The sequence below is a fragment of the Paenibacillus rhizovicinus genome (assembly GCF_010365285.1).
Taxonomy (GTDB): Bacteria; Bacillota; Bacilli; order Paenibacillales; family Paenibacillaceae; genus Paenibacillus_Z; species Paenibacillus_Z rhizovicinus.
On sequence record NZ_CP048286.1, the window covers coordinates 4,769,460 to 4,787,960 of the forward strand.

The following is an 18,501-nucleotide window of genomic DNA, read 5'->3' on the forward strand; positions in this document are numbered from 1 at the left end:
CATGCGTACATTGCTCATTGTTGACGATGAGAAGAATATAAGGCTGGGTCTGAAAGCGATTATCGAACGCGGGCAGCCGGACCGATATGCGCTGCTGTTCGCCTCTGATGGCGAGGAGGCGCTCGGCGTCATTCGGGAGCGTCCGGTCGACATCGTCATTACCGATATCCGGATGCCCGGCATGGACGGATTGACGCTGATCGGGGAAATCGCCAAAGGCGAAGAGCGGCCGATCGTGATGATTCTGAGCGGTTATGACGATTTTCAATATGCGAGAGAAGCGATGCAGCACGAGGTCAAAGAGTACCTGCTGAAACCGATCGTGCGCGATGAATTGTTCGACGCTCTGCAGCGGGCTGAGCGGGATCTGGAACGCAAGACGGAGCTGTCCGTGCGGCTGGAAGCGGCGCATCATTACAGGGAAGAGCTGCTTGCCAGCCAGCTGAATTATATCTTTCTGCATCCGGCGATGGAAGAACGCGAAATTACGGAGCGCTGCGAGAAGGCGGGCTGGGGAACGCTGTCTGCTTCATCTCCTGCGGATGGCCGATCAAGCGCGGCCGGAGAAGGCGATGCTTCCGGTCCGGCAGCCGATTACTATGTGGCGCTGCTGAACGTACATGGCGGATTGACGGGCGGGAGGACGGCGGAAACGCTCATTGCCCAGCTGGCGGCGGAGCAGTGCGGGAGCCGGATCTATTTTAAGGATAAGGACGATCGGCTCGTCATTCTGTGCGAGCGGGTGGAGCCGCTGCATACGCTGCTGGATTTCATGAGCGAGAATCATGTGGCCGGCTTGATCGGTCTCAGCGATCGCATGGCTGCCCCTCACCAAGTCAAGCAAGCTTACGCGCAGGCCAAGGAAGCGTTGAAGTACGGATTTCTGCAAGCGAGCCGGGAACCTGCGCTGCTCGTCTTCGACGGCAAGAAGGAACGGCTTGCCGGGCAGCCTGTTCCCTTGGAGGACATTCGCAAGCTGGCGAATATGCTGGGGACGGACCGGGACCGGGAGATGAAGCAGATCCTTGCCGAGCTGCTCGATCCGAAACGTCTGACCGCCTTCGATATCGCTTATTTGGAGGAGATCAGCAAGCAGCTGAACGAGCTCGTCTTCGACGGCGTATTCCACCAATACGGGGAAGAGTCGGTGGAGATTCTAAGGATTTACAAGAAGGTCGGCAGCATTTACAGCTTTGAATCGATCCATGACTATTATCATGCCGCGGAGGATTTGCTGCTTCGGCTTAGCGACTATGTGGGCAATCTGCGGTCCGTGCATGCCGAGCACAAAGAAATGAAGAAAGCGGTCAGCTACATTCATGAGAACTTCCATCGCGATCTCAATATGGCGATGGTGTCGAACCACGTATCGCTTAATTATTCGTATTTCAGCCAAACGTTCAAGGAATTCACGGGCGAAAGCTTCGTCGTCTATCTGAAGCGGGTGCGCATCCAGAAGGCCAAGGCGCTGCTGGAGGAAAGCGATGCCAGGATTTATGAAGTCGGCGAGCAGGTCGGCTTCGAGAATACGAAGCAGTTTAACCGCGTGTTCCGCGAGCTGGAGGGGATCTCCGCGATGGAGTACCGGTCGAAGTTCGATGCGTTTGGCAGCAGCAGGGTGGGACAGTAGAGCTGTTGACCTGTTGAGCCTGAGCAGCAGATTCGTAGAGCAGCAGAACCGATTACAACCCAGTGCCGATAACGGTACTGGGTTTCTTGCGCATTGGACGTCCGCACGGCTCATCCGTCTGAGGGCTGAGCCGAAGTTCCATCTCCCGCCGCTGTCTTCGATCGCTTGCAACGCGCATAATGAAAGCATAAGAAACGAAAGCGGAGGAATGAACAATGAGAGTGACGAGTCGGCCGGATTTGGAAATCGCGGGCATCGGCAGCGCTGCAGGCGGTCAGTACCATAGCGTAAAGTTGGAAGGGGTATGCAAAGCAGGCGATGCCATCGACTGCTTCGTCTTCACATCGAACGGCATGACGACGGTGGATGGCGGCATTCGGGCGGAAGAACGGCTTGAGGCCGCAGGCAAATTGACCTGCCATGGCGGTTTGCAGACGCGTAAGGCGCAGCTTGAAGGCCAGTTGACGATCAACGGCCCGCTGCAGGCGGATCAGTTTGTCATGAACGGGTATATGAAAGTCAGAGGCAATTGCGAGACGCAGGAGAGCAAAGTGAGGGGAGCGCTGTCCGTAGCCGGCTGGCTGACGGGCGACCAGCTCGAAATCATGCTGGAAGGACCCTGCGATGCAGAAGGCATCAAAGGTCGGCAAATCACGGTTAAACATGCCGGCAAAGGCGGTCTGCGGCGCTTGATTGAATCGATTATTCCGGTCTGGCATGTGCAAATGAAAGCACGGACGATCGAAGGAGAAATTATCGAGCTTGAGGAGACGATGGCGGAATTCGTCCGCGGGAATACGGTTATTATCGGTCCGGGCTGCGACATCGACAGGGTGGAGTACGTCACCGATCTGGTCATACATCCGCAGGCTCAGGTACGCTGGCGCCAACAAATCCAAGGGTAATGAGGGACGAGAGGAGGAAACGAATATGCAAGCGACAATGAAACGGAATATGAAGATTACCGGCACCGGTTCAACGAACGGCGGGAGCTTCCATAACGTCCGCGTTATGGGCGAGGCTCAGATCCTCGGACCGCTTGAAAGCGAATCCTTCCGCAGCATGGGCACGCTCGACGTATCGGGTACGCTGCGGGCGGGAAACTACCGACAAGTCGGGGAAGTCGTCATTAACGGCGACTTGGTCGGCAATCAGATTAGCATTCTTGGTCAGCTGGATATTTCGGGCAGCATTCGCGGCCGCGCCGTTAAGCTGAGAGGCCAGCTCGACGTGCATGGCGGCGAGTGCGAAGCCACCTCTTTCGAAGCGCGAGGCGGCTTCAATATCCATGGATTATTGAATGCGGGAGAGGTTGATATCCGGACTTGGGGACCCTGCCGGGTCAAGGAGATCGCCGGCAATCGAATCGTGGTTCGTCAAAGCAAATGGGGCGGACTGAAGCAGCTGTTCTCCGGTCAAGGTGCGATGACGCTGACGGCCGAGCTGATCGAGGGCGATTACGTTTACTTGGAGAATACGACTGCCGATGTCGTGCGAGGCGCGAACGTCACGATCGGACCGGGCTGTAAAATCGGCCTTGTGGAATACCGCAAGCAGCTGAGGCGGATCGGCGCATCGCAAGTGAATGAGGAAGTGAAACGATAGCGCTGGATGAATTTCCAATTTCATGTAGACAGCATAAATAATGTCTGCTATGATGATGTCAATATTACATGTGCAGATCAATAGCGACCGCTATGCGAAGAACGCAAGCTCGGGCAATACGCCCGGCTTGCGTTCTTTTTGTTTTTCGGTCCTTATTTGCCGCGGAGGGATGGGGTTATGAATCGCAAACGCAATGTGTTGATTTCGGTAACGGCTGCGCTCTTGTCGGGGCTGCTCGTATATGGCATCTATGTGCTTCAGCTAAGGCAGGTGAAGTTTCAAGAGACGGTGGATGTCGTCGTGCCTGTACGGTTCGTCGCGGCAGGTGAACGATTGAAGCCTGACCTCCTTGGAGTGAGGCAGATTGCCAAGGCTTCCTATTCGGAAGAGATGCTTCTTGCGAAGGACGGACTGAACGGCATGGAAGTCGTCGTTCCGCTAGGGGCGAACGAGCCGCTGCTGCGGTGGAAGGTCGATAAGTTTCGGCTGCTGCCGGACAAGAGCCAATCGACCTTCGGTATTCCGCGCGACTATGTGTTATCCGTGTCGAACGGCATCCGGGCAGGCGATAAAGTGATGGTTTACGCTTCAGGAGAATCGGCGGCGTCGGAGCGGCTGTTCGAGGATGCCGTCACGGTCGCTTCCGTTAAGACGGCAGGCAACATGGAAATCGACGATGTGAAGAATTCCAGCCTGATGTCGACGGCAAGCGGCGACAAGGAAGCCATGTATGCATCCAGACGCGATGCCATCGGCATGATCGATTATATCAACTTGAATTTGACGGAGGAACAGTGGCTCCGACTGGACTCGTTGTGCAAGAGCGGCAAGAGCAAAGTCGTCATCGCCTACTCGCCGGAATCGCTTGATGTCGGCGTTGCGGCGGCGGGGGATTCGCCATGATTCGCGAGGGAGCACGACTCGGGGCCGCGGCGCCGCTCATTGCGTTCGTGGGTACGACGCCGAATATCGGTACATCCTCGGCTGCCTTCGCCGCGGCGTGCCGAATCGCAGAGGAAAGCGGAGGCAGCGTCGGATTTCTGTGCCTCAATTTGAAGAGCGCGAAGACGCATCGGTATCTCGGCATCGACGAGCCGTCCGTGACGTTAGACTCGCTGCGGCCGGAGCTGGCGACGAGGGCGCTGCATCCCGAGAAGCTGCTTCGTTCCATGCATCGCTGCCGCAGATTATCAGGCGTGCATGTGCTGTTCGGCAATATGCTGCGCGATCAAGCGGAGTTTTACGCGATGGAAGAGATTGATCATCTGCTTGACGTCGCAGAGCAGGTTTTCGACGTCGTAGTCGCCGATGTCGGTGCCTACTGGGACAATGCCGCGACATTATGCGCGCTGCGCCGGGCGGCCACGCGAATTGTCGTTACGACAGGAGCGTTATCGCATTTTCAAGAGGACGGCCAGCGCTGGGTGAAACAATTGGCTCCGGTTTATGGCATTCCGGCAGATTCGTTTCAAAGTCTTGTCATTCATGCACCATGGGGTAAGGGAGGGTTTCATGTGAGAGACATTTGCAATGAACTCGGCGTGCCGTTGCTGGGCGAACATGCTTTGACGGAACCGATGCTCGCTCAGCTCGATAGCGGAACGCTGGAGGAATGGCTTGCTGAGAATGAACAGGGCAAGAAGGTGATGCAGGAACCCGCGAAAGCGATCGCCACCGCGAACGGATGGAAGCGTCAGCGGAAGCCGGCCATTCAGCCTTGGTACAAGAAGCTGCTGATGCATCGCGGAGGGGTGAGCTCATGATGAAGGATCAGGCACGTTTCTCGCCGGCTGCTTTTTCATCGAAGCTGAGAGAGTCGGAGGAGAATGCGGATGCGTATGCCGCCTCGCTTGCTGGCGCCGGTGCAGAGCCGCTTCGGGATTTCCGCCGTTTGGCGGAGGACGTCCGGTCGTATTTGGCGCAGCCCCGGGGCGAAGCGGAGGAAGAACGGCGAGAATACAACGAGTGTTTGAACCGGGCGGTGCTGGGCTATACCGACGACCGCGAGCGTATCCTGGCGGTCATTGCGGACAGGCTGCTGCGCCAGCGGATTCATGAGCTGCCCGGTTACCGTCATCCCTATTCGACACTCGCGGAAGCATTGTTCGCGGAGGTGATCGGCATGAACGTGCTGGAGCTCGTGCTCCGGAATCGGGACGGTTTGGAAGAAATCCAGGTCGTCGGCACGGCGGTATTCGAGGTTCGAGGGGGTATAGCCCGTCCTTCCGTTTATACTTTTGCATCGCTTCGCGAGGTAGAGCGGATTCAGCAAAATCTCGTGCTGTACAACAACGATCGCATTACTCCGCGCAAGCGCTGGGCAGAGGTGATGCTTCGCGACGGCACGCGGGTCACGATGACGGGTTTCGGATTTACGGCGAAACCGACGCTTACGCTGCGGTTCTATACCGTGCGCCGCTTCCAGCTGGGGCAGCTGAGCGAGCCGGAATTCGGCACGATCAGCGAGCGGCTTCGGCTTATGCTGCTCGCCGTGCTGCAGGCCAAATTCAATGTTGTGATCATCGGTCCGACCAACTCGGGCAAAACGAACCTGATCAAGGCGCTGATCGGCGAACTGCCTGACGAGGAACGCCTCGTGACGATCGAGGGCAGGCACGAACTGATGCTGCAGCGGGACTTTCCGGCGAAGAACGTCATTGAATACGAAGTCGACGAGGAGGATCCGCAGCATCGTTCGGCGCAGGCTTTCAAGCTTGCGCTCAGGCAGTCCCCGCAGCGAATTATTCATGCGGAAATCAGGGACGAAGATGCGAATATCTACGTTCGGGCCTGTACCCGCGGACATGCGGGCAGCATGACGACGCTGCATGCCAATACGCTCGAAGACGTCCCGGAGGCAATCGCCGATATGTGCCTGCAGGATGGCAGAGTCATGAATCCCGACCGGTTGACGAAGCGAATCGCGGAATATGTGACTCAAATCGGCATTGAAATGCGATTGATCGGAGGACGCCGCCGCTTGGTTCGCCTAGCCGAGATCGGCTGGGATAAGGGAGATACGGCGGTGAGGGAATGGGCGGTCTTCGATGAAGGGAGCGGGGAATGGCATTATCCGCATCTTCCATCCGCTGAAGCATTGGGCAGATTGAAGCTGGGAGCGCGGCAGGAGTGGACGGATGCTTGGCCGGATCAAAGCCTAGGGATTGTTCCTGCTGCCGCAGGTGCCGTGCGCTCTGCGCGGTTGCTTCAGGACGGAGGAGCGTGGGCGGCGACATGACCGGTTTCGGGCTAGTCATCATCGGCGCGGCCTTGTTCTGTACGCTGTTCGTGGCAGTCCGAAGCCTGCTGGATATCTGGCTCCACCGCCAGCAGATCGCCGGAAGGTTGAACTATCGGAAGGAGCGGCGTCTCGGGGAACGCTTGGCGAGGTACTTGCAGCGTTACGATAAGGCGTACCGCCACCTGTCCGAGCTGCTGGAATCGCTGCAATCCAGCTTGCGTCCCGGTTCGATCGTCATTCTCAGCCTGCTGCTTCTTCTGGCAGGCGCTGCGTTCGGCGTCATGTTCTTCAAGAGCATGAAGGGGCTGCTGCTGCTTGGCGGCGTATTGGGGACACTGCCGTATTTGCTGCTCCGATCAATGCAGGTGCACCGGCAGATGAAGACGCGCATCGATTTCCTGCCGGCGATCGAGCTGTTTTATCAATGCTGTCTAGTTAGCGGCGGTAGACAGATTCGCACGGCACTCCAGCGAACGGTGGAGGAGAAGCGGATGTTGGGGCCGATGCAGGCCGTATTCGAACAGCTGTACCGGAATATTTCCGTTCGCGGGGATGATGAGGCCAGCCTTCGGATCTTCGCAGCGTCGCTTGGCCATGTTTGGGCCGACTATTTTATTAATATCGTGCGTGCCGGGTTGTCGGAGGGACATCCCATTGCGGACAACTTGAAGGATCTCATTACGGACATGCGCAAGGCGCGCCGGGCTAATCAACAGGAACGCAACAAGCTGCTGGAGATCCGGCTGGCGAACTTCTCGCCGCTCTTGTTTCTGCTGTTGTTCATGGGCGTCAATTTCCATTACAGCCCGGAGAATGCGTATCGGTATTACGTGCTGGACCCCGGCGGCCGCAACATGCTCTTGAATGCAGCCGTCATGATCTTCTTGTCGTTCGTCATGGGTCTCTGGCTTTCGCGGAAAAAAATGTGAAGGGAGTCTCGCGCCGACTATGAGCAATGAACTTGGCATTCTCCTCATGTGGGCCGCGCTCGCCGTTCAGTATACGCTCGGCGTCGTGCTCGTCTTCTTTCTGCTGAAGGCGGTTTCCTTTAAGCGCCAACGCTTCGCCCACCTGGCGCTGTTGAAATGGCGGATGCATACGGTGAGCGACCGCTGGCTCCATCTAGCGGGATTGAACCGCGGCTCACAGTCTTTCAAGGAACGGGAACGTCTCCTTGCCGGATGCGGCTTTACGGGAGATGCAGCGCTGTATGTGCTGCCGCGCAGATTGTTTCTGGCGGGAACGCCGATTTGGAGCGCGGGGGCTTATGGGGTGGCGCATCTGCCGATTGCTTCGCTCCCTCCAGTGGCTGCACCGTTGGTGCTGGTTGTCTTCTTGTTATTACTCTTCTGGGATCAGCCTTGGCTGGAGGCGGTTCGCAAGACGAGAGCGGAACGCATGACCAAAGAGATTTACATTGTCAGCAATCAGCTGCTTTACCTCTCGGGGTCCTCGCTCCACATTCATACCAAGCTAATGCGCTGTTTGCCTTTTACCCGCACGATGCGGGGAGATTTGCAGACGCTGCTCGGCGAATGGTATCACGATGCGGAAGGAGCGCTTCGCAGGCTTAAGCTGCGGCTCGGTACTGAAGAGGGACTGAGCTTCGTGGAAACGATCGATTCGCTGCGCCTGCATGAGAGCGAGCAGTATTACGAGTTATTGCGCCAACGTATCCAGGACTACAAGGAGAAGCTGGAACTGGCCAAGGACAGCCGCAAGGAATCGACGTCCTATTTTCTGTTCGTTCTCGCGGGCATTCCGATTCTATACACGTTTCAAATCTTTATCTATCCCTGGGTCCGGGAAGGGCAGACGCTCTTTCAATCCCTTAATTAAAGGAGGTGAACGCAAATGCGCAATATTTTGATTACCGTCATGATGCTGGTCGTCGTTATTCTGCTGTTCAATGCTATTATTTCCAAGGATACGACGGGTACCCAATCGCAAATCCAATCGCAAGGCAATGCTGCTAACACCAAGATCAGCACCATGCTCTCCACGCCTTAAGCGAATGCCAAGTAACAAGAAGGAGGCATGACCATGCGTTCGCTGCTTATGACGCTGCTGCTGATTATCGTCGCTATCGTGATTTACGGCAGCGTGACCGGCGGCGATGACGGCATGAACCGACAGCTGGAATTGTCCGGCCATCATATGAGCGACGGCATTCAGAGGATGAGCCCATGAAGAGTCTGCTCATGTTCGTGCTGCTTGCTGCCTTGATGTGCTGGTTCATGTTTTCTCCAATTTACAAGCATGTTCTTATCGTTCGCCAGGCGGTATTGCAGCAAGAGGTCGATTATTTGCTGGAGGTCGGGGCGAGCGGGGATTATGGCTACATTGACGCAGCGATGCTGCAGGGAGCGAAGGAGCGGCTTGCTGCCTACGGCTTGAATCCGGCGGATCTTGCGTTCGAGGTCACGTCGGACAACGGCGCGAACGCGATGGATAAGGCGCAGCCGCTGCCGCGCGGCGCGCCGTTGACGCTGACGGCAAGCTACCCTGTCGAAGGACTCTTCAATATCGATCGGTTAATTGGCGTGTCGCCTCCTTCGGCGGACGATCGATTGAAAGCAGCCGGAACGAAAATGAGCGAATATGTCCCGTAGAATAAACGTTGATTCGATGTTGTTTGGATTTTGCTGGGACGATGCTGGGACGTAGAGCAGACATTAGCGCAGAGGAGGCGGGCGGCGGGCAGCATCCTCTTGAAGCGGGGCTGTCATATGGCGGCCTGCTGCGATTGCGGGAAAGGATCGAGAACGACGATGCATAAGCTTATGCTCGTAATACTGATGTCGGTCATCTGGATGCTGCTGCACGCGCTTCAGACCGATGAGGAGATGGCCGTCGCGGCTTTATTTCAAGGCAAGCACGCCGTGAACCGCGCCGCGCATGCCGCCGCCCAGCAAGTGGACGCCGCAGCATTGGGGGAGGGAAGGCTGCATATCGATGAAGCGGCCGCCTTCGGGCAAGCGGGCATCTATTTGCAGCGGAACCTGCAGCTCGATGAGAACGGCAATCCATTGCCGGATGCTTATTTGAAGGAGCGGGTCGAAATCGTGGATTTCATGGTCATTAACGATGACCGGAGCTTTCCGTTTACATATCGGAACGATAGCTATGACTACGAGGTTACGCTTCGCCGGCCGGGCGTCGTACTCATCGCCAAAATCGTATACCCGCGTCTGTTCAACGTCATCGATCCGATTGAGTGGACGATTAAAGGCACGGCAGAGCTGACGTCATAATACTCGCGAAACGAACAAACCGCTTATCCGGACGCTTGTCGGATTGTTCGTTTTAGACGAAAAAAAACCATTCTCAAGCGTCTCGCATGCCAGCGCAGCTTACTTTTTGCAAAGGGCTCTATTCATTCCGAGGGTTACGAATTAGAATGATGCTATAGCACGCCCTACAGGAGTGAATCGGATGAAGGCTGAGCATCGCGTTTTGCGTCAAAACATTAAAAATAATCTATATAACGGCATTGCATGGTCCATCGGGTTTAATTTCGTCACGCCTTTCATTCCGATCATAGCGGCTCGCCTTGGAGCTACGAATAACGATTATGCTCTGCTATCCTCGGTTCCCGCGATACTCACGATTTTACTTACTTTTCCGGCCTCGCTCATTCTGGATCGTTTCCAGAAAAAGAAACGGATCATCTCCGGTCTAATCTTAGCGAGCCGATTCTGCTACTTATTGCTCTTCTTCATACCGTATCTCGATTTATCGGCAAAAGCAGCTTTGATCGCTTTAGTTAGCGTTTATGGCGCGACCAACACGATTATCGCGGTGTCCTATCAATCCATCATGGGAGAAATAATTCCCGCGAATTATCGAAACAAAGTGTTCGCGCAGCGTAACATCTGGATAGGCATATCCGGTATGGTGACCGCGCTGGCGGCAGGCTGGGGCATCGATCAGTTCTCTTATCCGATCGGTTATCAAGCCGCGATATTACTAGGTTTTGCAGCTTCATTAGCGGAGACCTGGTACTTCAGCAAGCTGCGAATTCCTAGCGAGGAACTATCGATTGCGCCTCATGCGGAGAGCGAGAAGGCGGTGCCGAGCCTGCCGAGCGCGTTTCCTCCAAGGTTAAAGGTCGGGAAGCTCTTCTCTGGCGTAGGAGGCCGGCCTTTCTATTGGTTCTGCGGTAGCGCGATTCTCTATACATTCGCATGGATGGTGGCTTGGCCGATTTATTCGAAGCTGAAAGCGGACGTTCTTCATGCTACGAACACGCAGATGAGCATCGATACGGTAGTGGGCGCGATTGGCTCGCTGGTCGCATTCAGTTTATGGGCACGATTAGCCGACCGCAAAGGAAACGGCATTACCGTATTCGTGTCGTCGTTGATGCTTGCTATATCGCCTTTCGGGTGGGCACATGCACCGTCGATGACCTATGTGTATGCGTACGATTTTTTCGGAGGTCTTGTCACAGGCGGCTTCCAGCAGTCCATATTCAACCGGCTGTTGGAGATTGCTCCCCAAGAGACGCGGCATCGGGCCATTTCCATATATACCACGTTGTCACAAGTCTCGGCGGTATTTGCGCCAATCGTCGGGATGCGCTTGTACAGCTGGGTAGATTATTCGCCGAGCATGATCATCATCGGTTCGACTCGCGTGCTGGGCGCGATTTGTTTTTTGCTTATCTTGCTGCCGAAGCGGCAGCGATCACAGGCTCACCGGATAGAAGGTTAACGTGTGAAAAAAAACAGGCTGGCGGGAACACACCGCACAGCCTGTTCGTTTGTTATGCAGAATTAATGTTCCGAAGTCTCCGATGCCTCCGCATCGTTGGACAGCCGCGTGATTTCGAATAGTTTGAACAGCAGGCTGAGCAAGATCGCTGTAACCGTCGCGAGCGCCATGCCGGACAACGAGAAGTTGCCGATCGTGATTTTCGCGCCGCTCAAGCCGGTAACGAGTACGATTGTCGTTAAGTACAGGTTCGTGGGCTTGCTGTAATCAATCTTCGATTCCACGAGCATTCGCAAGCCGGAAGCAGCGATGACGCCGAACAGCAGCAGGGAGACGCCTCCCATTACGGGTTGCGGAATGCCGGAGATGAGCGCCGAGAATTTGCCCATGAACGATAGCACAATGGCGAAGACGGCTGCTCCTCCGATGACGAACGTCGAGTACACGCGCGTGATCGCTAGGACGCCGATGTTCTCGCCATACGTCGTATTCGGCGTGGAACCGAGGAAGCCGGACAAGATGGTGGACACGCCGTTGCCCAGCATCGAGCGATGCAAGCCGGGGTCCTTGGACAAATCTTTATGCACGATGTTGCCGGTGACGATCAAATGGCCGATATGTTCGGCAACGACGACAAGCGAAGCGGGTACGATGGTAAGGATCGCGGCCCATTCGAAAGACGGCATCGTGAAGGTCGGCGCTTCCAGCCAGCCGCTCTTCGCCACGTCGCCGAACGAAGTGACATTCAACAAGTAGGCCAGCAGATAGCCGCTGACGATGCCGACCAGAATGGGAATGATGCGCATAAAGCCGCGGAACAGCACGGAACCCAGTACGGTAATGAGCAGCGTCACGGTCGAAATCGTAATGGTCGTCGCATCCGGCACCCAGACATCAGCCGCCGCCGCGTTGGGGGATTTAATCCAACCGGCCATTCCGGCCGCGACGGGAATGAGTTCGAGACCGATTACGGCCACGATCGCGCCCATGGCTGCCGGCGGGAAGAGCATATGAATCCAGCCGGTCCCGGCAGCATTTATAATGAGGGCGATCACGGTAAATACGACCCCGGCAGCGATAAAACCGCCGAGCGCCGCCGCATAGCCGTCCGCATGAACGGTATTGTTGCCGATGACCGCGCCTGCCGGGGCGATGAAGGCAAAGCTTGATCCGAGGTAGGCGGGAATTTTTCCTTTCACGATAAATAAGTAAATCAAGGTCCCAATTCCGTTCATGAGCAGGCATATCGCCGGGTCGACGCCGAGCAGGTTGGGGACGAGCACCGTCGAGCCGAACATGGCGAACAAATGCTGTATGCTGAGCATGAGGCTTTGCGCGAGAGGCGGCCTGTCGAGGACGCCGATTTCTTGTTGTTTCATTAGTTTCAAATCCTCCATGTTTGTACGAATCTTCGATGCGAGCGCAACTTTATCGATTCTACATAGACTATTGTTGGTTGACAAGTGTATTCTCAATCCGCATTCAAGTATGGCGGCAAGGCAAGTTGACGCGCCGGCCTTTCATTTGTTGTAATGAAAGGAGCAAACGACCTTGAAGAAGCGAGGAGCGGGAAGACGTGAACGGCATGGACATCGGGAAGGTTGATCAAGAAGAAATAGCGGCACGCGTGAAGCGGCTGCAATCGCGATTGATACAAGAAGGCGTTGATGGTTTTCTCGTGACGCAGCATGTGGATTTATATTATTTTACGGGTTCGATGCAGGCAGGATATGCTTTCATCCCTGCCGAGGGCGAAGCGGTTTTCTACGTGAGACGCAGCTTGGAGCGGGCGGAACAGGAGTCGGCGATCGCGGTGGAGGCCATGTCTTCGCTGCGCGGCTTCCGCGCTCAGCTGGCAGGCGGACATCCGTCCGTGTTCGGCGGCGATGTCGCGGCGGCGGGCAAGCCGATCAAGATAGCGACCGAGATGGACGTTCTGCCGGCCGCAACCTTCGCGAAACTGGCCGAAATCACGGCAGGCGGGCAGCGGGGCTGTTCGCTCATCGACGGATCCTCGCTTATTCGGAGCGTGCGCATGATCAAGTCGCCCTGGGAGGTTGGCCGAATCGAAGCGGCAGCTACGGTGGTGGCAGAGGCATTGGACGCAGCGCTTCCGATTCTAAAGGAAGGAATATCGGAGCTGGAGCTGATGGCTCGCATCGAATACGAAATGCGCATCCGCGGACATATCGGCCTCATGCGGACCCGCAGCTACAATATGGAAATCATGACAGGGATGCTGGGTTCCGGCGCAGCCGTCGCGATGCCGAGCGCTTTCGACGGACCCGCAGGAGGATTGGGTCTCGGTCCGGCTGCCCCGCAGAGCGCGAGCCGCAAGACGATTTTGCGCAACGAGCCGGTTTTGATCGATATCGGCTGCTGTATCGACGGCTACGTCATCGATCAGACGCGCACCGCGGTCATTGGCGGTCTGTCTGACGAATTGGCGGCGGCATATGCCCAATCGGAGCGAATTATTCGCCATGCGGAGCAGCTGATGATACCGGGAACGGCATGCGATGCGATTTATGCCGCTTCCCTGGAGGATGCCGCAGCAGCGGGACTCGCTGGCCATTTCATGGGCTTCGGCACCGGCCAGGTTAAGTTCCTCGGCCATGGCATCGGGTTGGAAGTCGATGAATGGCCCGTGCTGGCCCGCGGCTTCGGCAACCCGTTAGAACCGGGAATGGTGCTTGCCGTCGAGCCCAAATTCACCTTTCCCGGCAGCGGCGTCGTCGGCATCGAGAACAGTTATCTCATTACTGACGATGGCTGCAGGCAGCTTACGAAATCGTCTGAAGGGCTAATCGTGCTTTAGCGGCTGAGACGATGAGTATGTCGTGACTGCTGCATGACAACTCCACAAGTTGTCCGAAGTTGCCCGGAAGCCGACTGAAATCCGATCTGAAGCCGACCGAAGTCCGACCCAGAGCTGTCCAAAGGAACCTAAGGGATCCTGCGGACAGCTTTTGTTTTACGGGGACTGCCTTGATTCAAACGAACCAATAACGCCATTCATTTAACTCTGGTTAATCTCCTTGCCGCAGCCGGCTTTATTCTGACAGGCCTGTGCTACAATGAGGCTGGATTAAGATGAAAATATAATTGCAAGCCTTTACAATTTGGATATAAGAGGTGCGCGCAATATGAAAATGACGTTCAGGTGGTTTGGTCAAGACGATCCGGTCACGCTGCAAAATATCCGCCAAATACCTGGCATGCACGGTATCGTAACGGCTTTGTACGACGTGCCGGTCGGTGAAGCATGGCCGATGGAATCCATTTTGGCGTTGAAGGAAACGATCGAGACGGCGGGGCTTCGCATAGCCGTGATCGAGAGCGTTCCCGTCCATGAGGACATCAAGCTCGGGAAGCCTACCCGCGATCGAATGATTGAAAATTACAGTCAAACGATTCGCAGGCTGGGAGCGGTCGGCGTTCCGGTCATTTGCTACAATTTCATGCCGGTCTTCGACTGGACGCGTTCTAGCTTGGCGCATATACTGCCGGACGGCTCGACGACATTAACGTTCGAGGACGAGACGATTTCCCGCATGGATCCGGTGCTAGGCGACTTGTCCTTGCCCGGCTGGGATTCCAGCTACTCGAAGGAAGAAATGGGACAACTGATTGAAGCCTATGCGGACGTAACGGAAGAGAAGCTGTTCGACAATCTGGCTTATTTCCTGGAGCGTATCATTCCCGTTGCGGAAGAGGCTGGCGTCGTCATGGCGATCCATCCCGACGATCCGCCTTGGCCGATCTTCGGTTTGCCGCGCATCGTCAGCAATATGGAGCAGCTGCGCCGGCTGACGGAGCATGTCGACAGTCCGGCGAACGGCATTACGTTCTGCTCGGGCTCGCTCGGCGCTAACGAGGACAACGATTTGCTGGACATCATTCGTCATTTCGGATCGCAAGGCAAATTGCATTTCGCGCATACGCGGAACATTTTGCGTACGGGACCGCGTTCGTTCCAAGAATCTTCCCATCTCTCCTCGGACGGCTCGATCGACATGACACGGGTGCTTGAAGCGCTGTACGAAACCGGCTTTGAAGGTCCGCTTCGTCCCGACCACGGAAGAATGATTTGGGGCGAGAAGGGCCGTCCGGGTTACGGCCTGTTCGACCGCGCGCTCGGCGCCGCATATTTGAATGGCATCTGGGAAGCGATTTCCAAAACAAGGAGCTGAACAACAAGCGTATGTTGAAACTTTCGATATTTACTGTAGCGGCGCCGGATTTGACGCCTGACGAGCTTTGCGAAGCGGCCGCTGCCGCAGGCATCGCGGGTTTGGAATGGCGCTGCAAGGAGACGCCGCCTGAACTGCTGATAGAACAGCCGTCCTTCTGGGGCAACAACCAATGCACGATTTCGCCGAAGGCGGGCGATGAGGAAATCAGCCGCTTCCGTCAAGCCGCAATCGGCCATAACCGGCAGTCCATCGCGGTGACGCCTTACTTGAGCTGCGGCGACATCGAAGGAACCGAGCAGGTCATGCGCCTTGCCAAACGCCTAGATGCATCGATGGTTCGCGTCGGCGTGCCGTCCTATGACAGAAGCCGACCGTATGGAGAGCTTTTTCAACAGGCGACGGATTATTTGAAAGAGGTCGAGCGCCTCGCCTTGGATTACGGCATCAAGGCATTGGTCGAGACGCATCATGTGACGATCACGCCAAGCGCATCCTTGGCGCATCGACTCGTGTCCCCGTTCAATCCGGACGCGATCGGCGTGCTCTACGATCCAGGCAATATGGTGCACGAAGGCTACGAGAATTACCGGATGGGCATGGAACTGCTGGGACCATACTTAGCGCATGTACATGTGAAGAACGCAGGCTGGCATTCTGCGTCTCCTGGAGAAACGGCCGATCACTTGAAGCCGGTGGCCTGGAACAGCGGCTGGGCGCCGATTGCGAACGGCGTCGTGCCTTGGAAGCAGGTGCTCCTCGACTTGAAGGCGGTCGGCTATGACGGCTGGTTCGGCGTGGAGGATTTCAGCGGCACATTCGATACACGCACGATGCTTCAAACGTATGCCAATCAAATGAAAATATGGATGGAGGAAATCCAATGAACCAAGTAAGATACGGCATTATCGGCATTGGCAACATGGGGTCGGGGCACGCTTCGATCCTCACTTCCGGCAAGATCAAAGGCGCGGTTTTGACTGCTGTGTGCGACGGTTTCGAAAGCAAGCGGGAATGGGCGAAGGAGCACTTCGCCGGCAAAGTAGCCGTATTCGAGAACGCGGCAGAGATGATCGATTCCGGCCTCGTGGATGCGGTTATCGTAGCAACGCCGCATTACGACCATCCATCGGAAGCCATCGAAGCGCTCGGCAAGAACGTGCATGTGCTGATCGAGAAGCCGGCAGGCGTTTACGCGAAGCAGGTCCGGGAGATGAACGATGCGGCTGCATTGAGCGGCAAGAAATTCGGCATCGTCTACAACCAGCGTATGAACCCGCTCTATCAGAAGCTGCGCGAGCTGATCGCATCCGGCGAAATCGGCGAGGTCAGACGCATCAACTGGATCATCACGAACTGGTACCGGACGCAGGCGTATTACGATTCCGGCACTTGGCGGGCGACTTGGGGCGGCGAAGGCGGCGGCGTGCTGATCAACCAATGTCCGCATCAGCTCGATCTGTGGCAGTGGACGACGGGCATGATGCCGACGCGCATGCGCGCTTTCTGCCAATTCGGCAAGAATCGCGACATCGAAGTCGAGAACGACGTGACGGCATACGCGGAATACGCGAACGGCGCGACGGCCGTTTTCATTACGTCGACGTCCGACGCTCCGGGCACGAATCGTCTTGAAGTATCGGGAAGCCGCGGCAAGATCGTGATCGAAGAAGAACGGATGACGCTCTACCGCCTGCGCGAAGACGAAGCGGCGTTCAACGCGCGTAACAAAGAACCGTTCGCTACCCCGGAAGTATGGAAAATCGACCTGCCGGCCGCAGGCCCAAGCCCGGAACATGCAGGCATCCTCCAGAACTTCACGGACGCCGTGCTGCTTGGCACGCCGCTTGTCGCTCCGGGCGAAGAAGGCATTTTCGGTTTGACGCTCTCCAATGCGATGCATCTGTCCACATGGCTGGACGATTGGGTCGAGCTGCCGCTTGATGAAGCGCTGCATGAAGCGGAGCTGAACAAACGGATCGCATCCAGCAAGTTCAAGCGCGCGCAGCCGGCCGAGGTCAAGAACTGATGGCGGCGGTTAATCGCGGTGACGGGATGAACTACGCGCCAGTATCGATCGTAAAGCCGGCTCCCGTCTGCGGACCGGGCGAATTCGTATTCGCGGCGATGGCCCTGGACCACGGCCATATTTACGGCATGACGAACGGATTGCTGGAAGCGGGCGCGACGTTGAAGTGGGTTTACGATCCGGATCCCGCTAAAGTCGAGCAATTCATGAAGTCGTATCCGCAGACGCGTCCGGCTTCTTCGCCTGAGGTCATTTTGGAAGACAGCGAAGTCAGGCTCGTAGCGGCGGCGGCGATTCCGTCCGATCGAGGTCCGCTTGGCGTCAAGGTAATGAAGCACGGCAAAGATTATTTCACGGACAAGACGCCGTTCACGACGCTGGAGCAGCTGGAGGACGCCCGCGCGGCTGCCGAAGCGACGGGACGCAAATATATGGTCTATTACAGCGAGCGGCTCCATGTGGAGAGCGCCATCTATGCCGGCCGCCTGATCCAAGAAGGCGCCATCGGCCGGGTCGTTCAGGTTATCGGGACCGGCCCGCACAGACTGAACAAGCCTTCGCGTCCAGACTGGTTTTTCCGCAAGGAGCAGTACGGCGGCATCCTCACGGATATCGGCAGCCATCAGATCGAGCAATTCCTGTACTTCGCCGGATGCCAAGACGCCACGGTCGCAAGCAGCAAAGTCGCGAATTACAACAATCCCGATGTACCGGAATTGGAGGACTTCGGGGATGCGACGCTGATCGGAGACAACGGGGCGACGAACTATTTCCGCGTCGACTGGCTGACGCCGAACGGGCTCGGCACATGGGGTGACGGACGGACGATTATTCTTGGCACGGACGGATTCATCGAGCTGCGCAAATACATCGATATCGGCCGCGACCGGAGCGGCGACCACGTCTATCTGGTTAACCACGAGGGGGAGCATCACCTGACTGTCGGCGGTCAAGTCGGCTTCCCGTACTTCGGCGAGCTGATTCTGGACTGCTTGAACCGTACGGAGAATGCGATGACCCAGGCACATGCATTCAAGGCGGCGGAGCTTTGCATCGCGGCGCAAAATAAAGCGGTTCGGCTGTAGCC

Annotated in this window: 19 protein-coding genes; 18 read left to right on the forward strand and 1 reads right to left on the reverse strand. The window is 56.5% G+C overall.

What is annotated here, in order from left to right:
* Position 1 precedes the first annotated feature (1 nt).
* The 13 genes from GZH47_RS21385 to GZH47_RS21440 all read left to right on the forward strand — a co-directional run bounded on the left by GZH47_RS21385 (position 2) and on the right by GZH47_RS21440 (position 11,192).
* The gene (locus GZH47_RS21385; RefSeq protein WP_162643077.1) at positions 2–1,630 is read left to right on the forward strand and encodes a response regulator transcription factor; all 1,629 of its coding nucleotides are present in this window, start codon (positions 2–4) and stop codon (positions 1,628–1,630) included.
* A 215-nt stretch (positions 1,631–1,845) separates the two neighbouring features.
* Complete coding sequence (locus GZH47_RS21390; protein ID WP_162643078.1) at positions 1,846–2,535, forward strand: hypothetical protein; 690 nt, start codon at positions 1,846–1,848, stop codon at positions 2,533–2,535.
* A 25-nt stretch (positions 2,536–2,560) separates the two neighbouring features.
* Positions 2,561–3,235, forward strand: coding sequence for a cell shape determination protein CcmA (locus GZH47_RS21395; protein WP_162643079.1), 675 nt, complete (start codon positions 2,561–2,563; stop codon positions 3,233–3,235).
* A gap of 177 nt (positions 3,236–3,412) precedes the next feature.
* On the forward strand, positions 3,413–4,138 hold the full coding sequence (locus tag GZH47_RS21400; protein WP_162643080.1) for a CpaB family protein: 726 nt from the start codon (positions 3,413–3,415) through the stop codon (positions 4,136–4,138).
* A complete protein-coding gene (locus GZH47_RS21405; protein WP_162643081.1) occupies positions 4,135–4,998 on the forward strand; it encodes a CpaE/TadZ family protein in 864 nt (287 codons plus the stop codon). The genes GZH47_RS21400 and GZH47_RS21405 overlap by 4 nt, the downstream gene beginning before the upstream one ends.
* The gene (locus tag GZH47_RS21410) at positions 4,995–6,473 is read left to right on the forward strand and encodes an ATPase, T2SS/T4P/T4SS family (protein ID WP_162643082.1); all 1,479 of its coding nucleotides are present in this window, start codon (positions 4,995–4,997) and stop codon (positions 6,471–6,473) included. The genes GZH47_RS21405 and GZH47_RS21410 overlap by 4 nt, the downstream gene beginning before the upstream one ends.
* Positions 6,470–7,405: a type II secretion system F family protein gene (locus GZH47_RS21415; RefSeq protein WP_162643084.1), complete on the forward strand. Its 936-nt coding sequence runs from the start codon at positions 6,470–6,472 to the stop codon at positions 7,403–7,405. Before GZH47_RS21410 ends, GZH47_RS21415 begins: the two co-directional genes overlap by 4 nt.
* Positions 7,406–7,424: 19 nt before the next feature.
* On the forward strand, positions 7,425–8,315 hold the full coding sequence (locus GZH47_RS21420) for a hypothetical protein (protein WP_162643085.1): 891 nt from the start codon (positions 7,425–7,427) through the stop codon (positions 8,313–8,315).
* Between the two features lie 15 nt (positions 8,316–8,330).
* Positions 8,331–8,486 (forward strand): hypothetical protein, encoded by a 156-nt coding sequence (locus GZH47_RS33875; protein WP_192043531.1) that lies wholly within the window; start codon positions 8,331–8,333, stop codon positions 8,484–8,486.
* A 33-nt stretch (positions 8,487–8,519) separates the two neighbouring features.
* Positions 8,520–8,666 (forward strand): hypothetical protein, encoded by a 147-nt coding sequence (locus GZH47_RS21425; RefSeq protein ID WP_162643086.1) that lies wholly within the window; start codon positions 8,520–8,522, stop codon positions 8,664–8,666.
* A complete protein-coding gene (locus GZH47_RS21430; RefSeq protein ID WP_162643087.1) occupies positions 8,663–9,088 on the forward strand; it encodes a hypothetical protein in 426 nt (141 codons plus the stop codon). Before GZH47_RS21425 ends, GZH47_RS21430 begins: the two co-directional genes overlap by 4 nt.
* 159 nt (positions 9,089–9,247) lie before the next feature.
* A complete protein-coding gene (locus GZH47_RS21435; protein ID WP_162643088.1) occupies positions 9,248–9,730 on the forward strand; it encodes a hypothetical protein in 483 nt (160 codons plus the stop codon).
* 181 nt (positions 9,731–9,911) lie between these two features.
* The gene (locus GZH47_RS21440; RefSeq protein ID WP_162643089.1) at positions 9,912–11,192 is read left to right on the forward strand and encodes an MFS transporter; all 1,281 of its coding nucleotides are present in this window, start codon (positions 9,912–9,914) and stop codon (positions 11,190–11,192) included.
* A gap of 62 nt (positions 11,193–11,254) precedes the next feature.
* Here the strand turns inward: GZH47_RS21440 and uraA are convergent, their stop codons facing one another.
* Positions 11,255–12,571, reverse strand: a complete 1,317-nt coding sequence (gene uraA, locus GZH47_RS21445) for a uracil permease (protein ID WP_162643090.1) — start codon at positions 12,569–12,571, stop codon at positions 11,255–11,257.
* Positions 12,572–12,777: 206 nt separating this feature from the next.
* Between uraA and GZH47_RS21450 the strand changes: the two genes are divergently transcribed.
* The 5 genes from GZH47_RS21450 to GZH47_RS21470 all read left to right on the forward strand — a co-directional run bounded on the left by GZH47_RS21450 (position 12,778) and on the right by GZH47_RS21470 (position 18,499).
* Positions 12,778–14,010 (forward strand): M24 family metallopeptidase, encoded by a 1,233-nt coding sequence (locus tag GZH47_RS21450; protein ID WP_162645358.1) that lies wholly within the window; start codon positions 12,778–12,780, stop codon positions 14,008–14,010.
* A 328-nt stretch (positions 14,011–14,338) separates the two neighbouring features.
* Positions 14,339–15,385: a mannonate dehydratase gene (gene uxuA, locus GZH47_RS21455; protein WP_162643091.1), complete on the forward strand. Its 1,047-nt coding sequence runs from the start codon at positions 14,339–14,341 to the stop codon at positions 15,383–15,385.
* A gap of 14 nt (positions 15,386–15,399) precedes the next feature.
* The gene (locus GZH47_RS21460) at positions 15,400–16,272 is read left to right on the forward strand and encodes a sugar phosphate isomerase/epimerase family protein (RefSeq protein ID WP_162645359.1); all 873 of its coding nucleotides are present in this window, start codon (positions 15,400–15,402) and stop codon (positions 16,270–16,272) included.
* Positions 16,269–17,414 (forward strand): Gfo/Idh/MocA family protein, encoded by a 1,146-nt coding sequence (locus GZH47_RS21465; protein WP_162643092.1) that lies wholly within the window; start codon positions 16,269–16,271, stop codon positions 17,412–17,414. The genes GZH47_RS21460 and GZH47_RS21465 overlap by 4 nt, the downstream gene beginning before the upstream one ends.
* Positions 17,414–18,499: a Gfo/Idh/MocA family protein gene (locus GZH47_RS21470; RefSeq protein ID WP_162643093.1), complete on the forward strand. Its 1,086-nt coding sequence runs from the start codon at positions 17,414–17,416 to the stop codon at positions 18,497–18,499. Before GZH47_RS21465 ends, GZH47_RS21470 begins: the two co-directional genes overlap by 1 nt.
* The last annotated feature ends 2 nt before the right edge of the window (positions 18,500–18,501 follow it).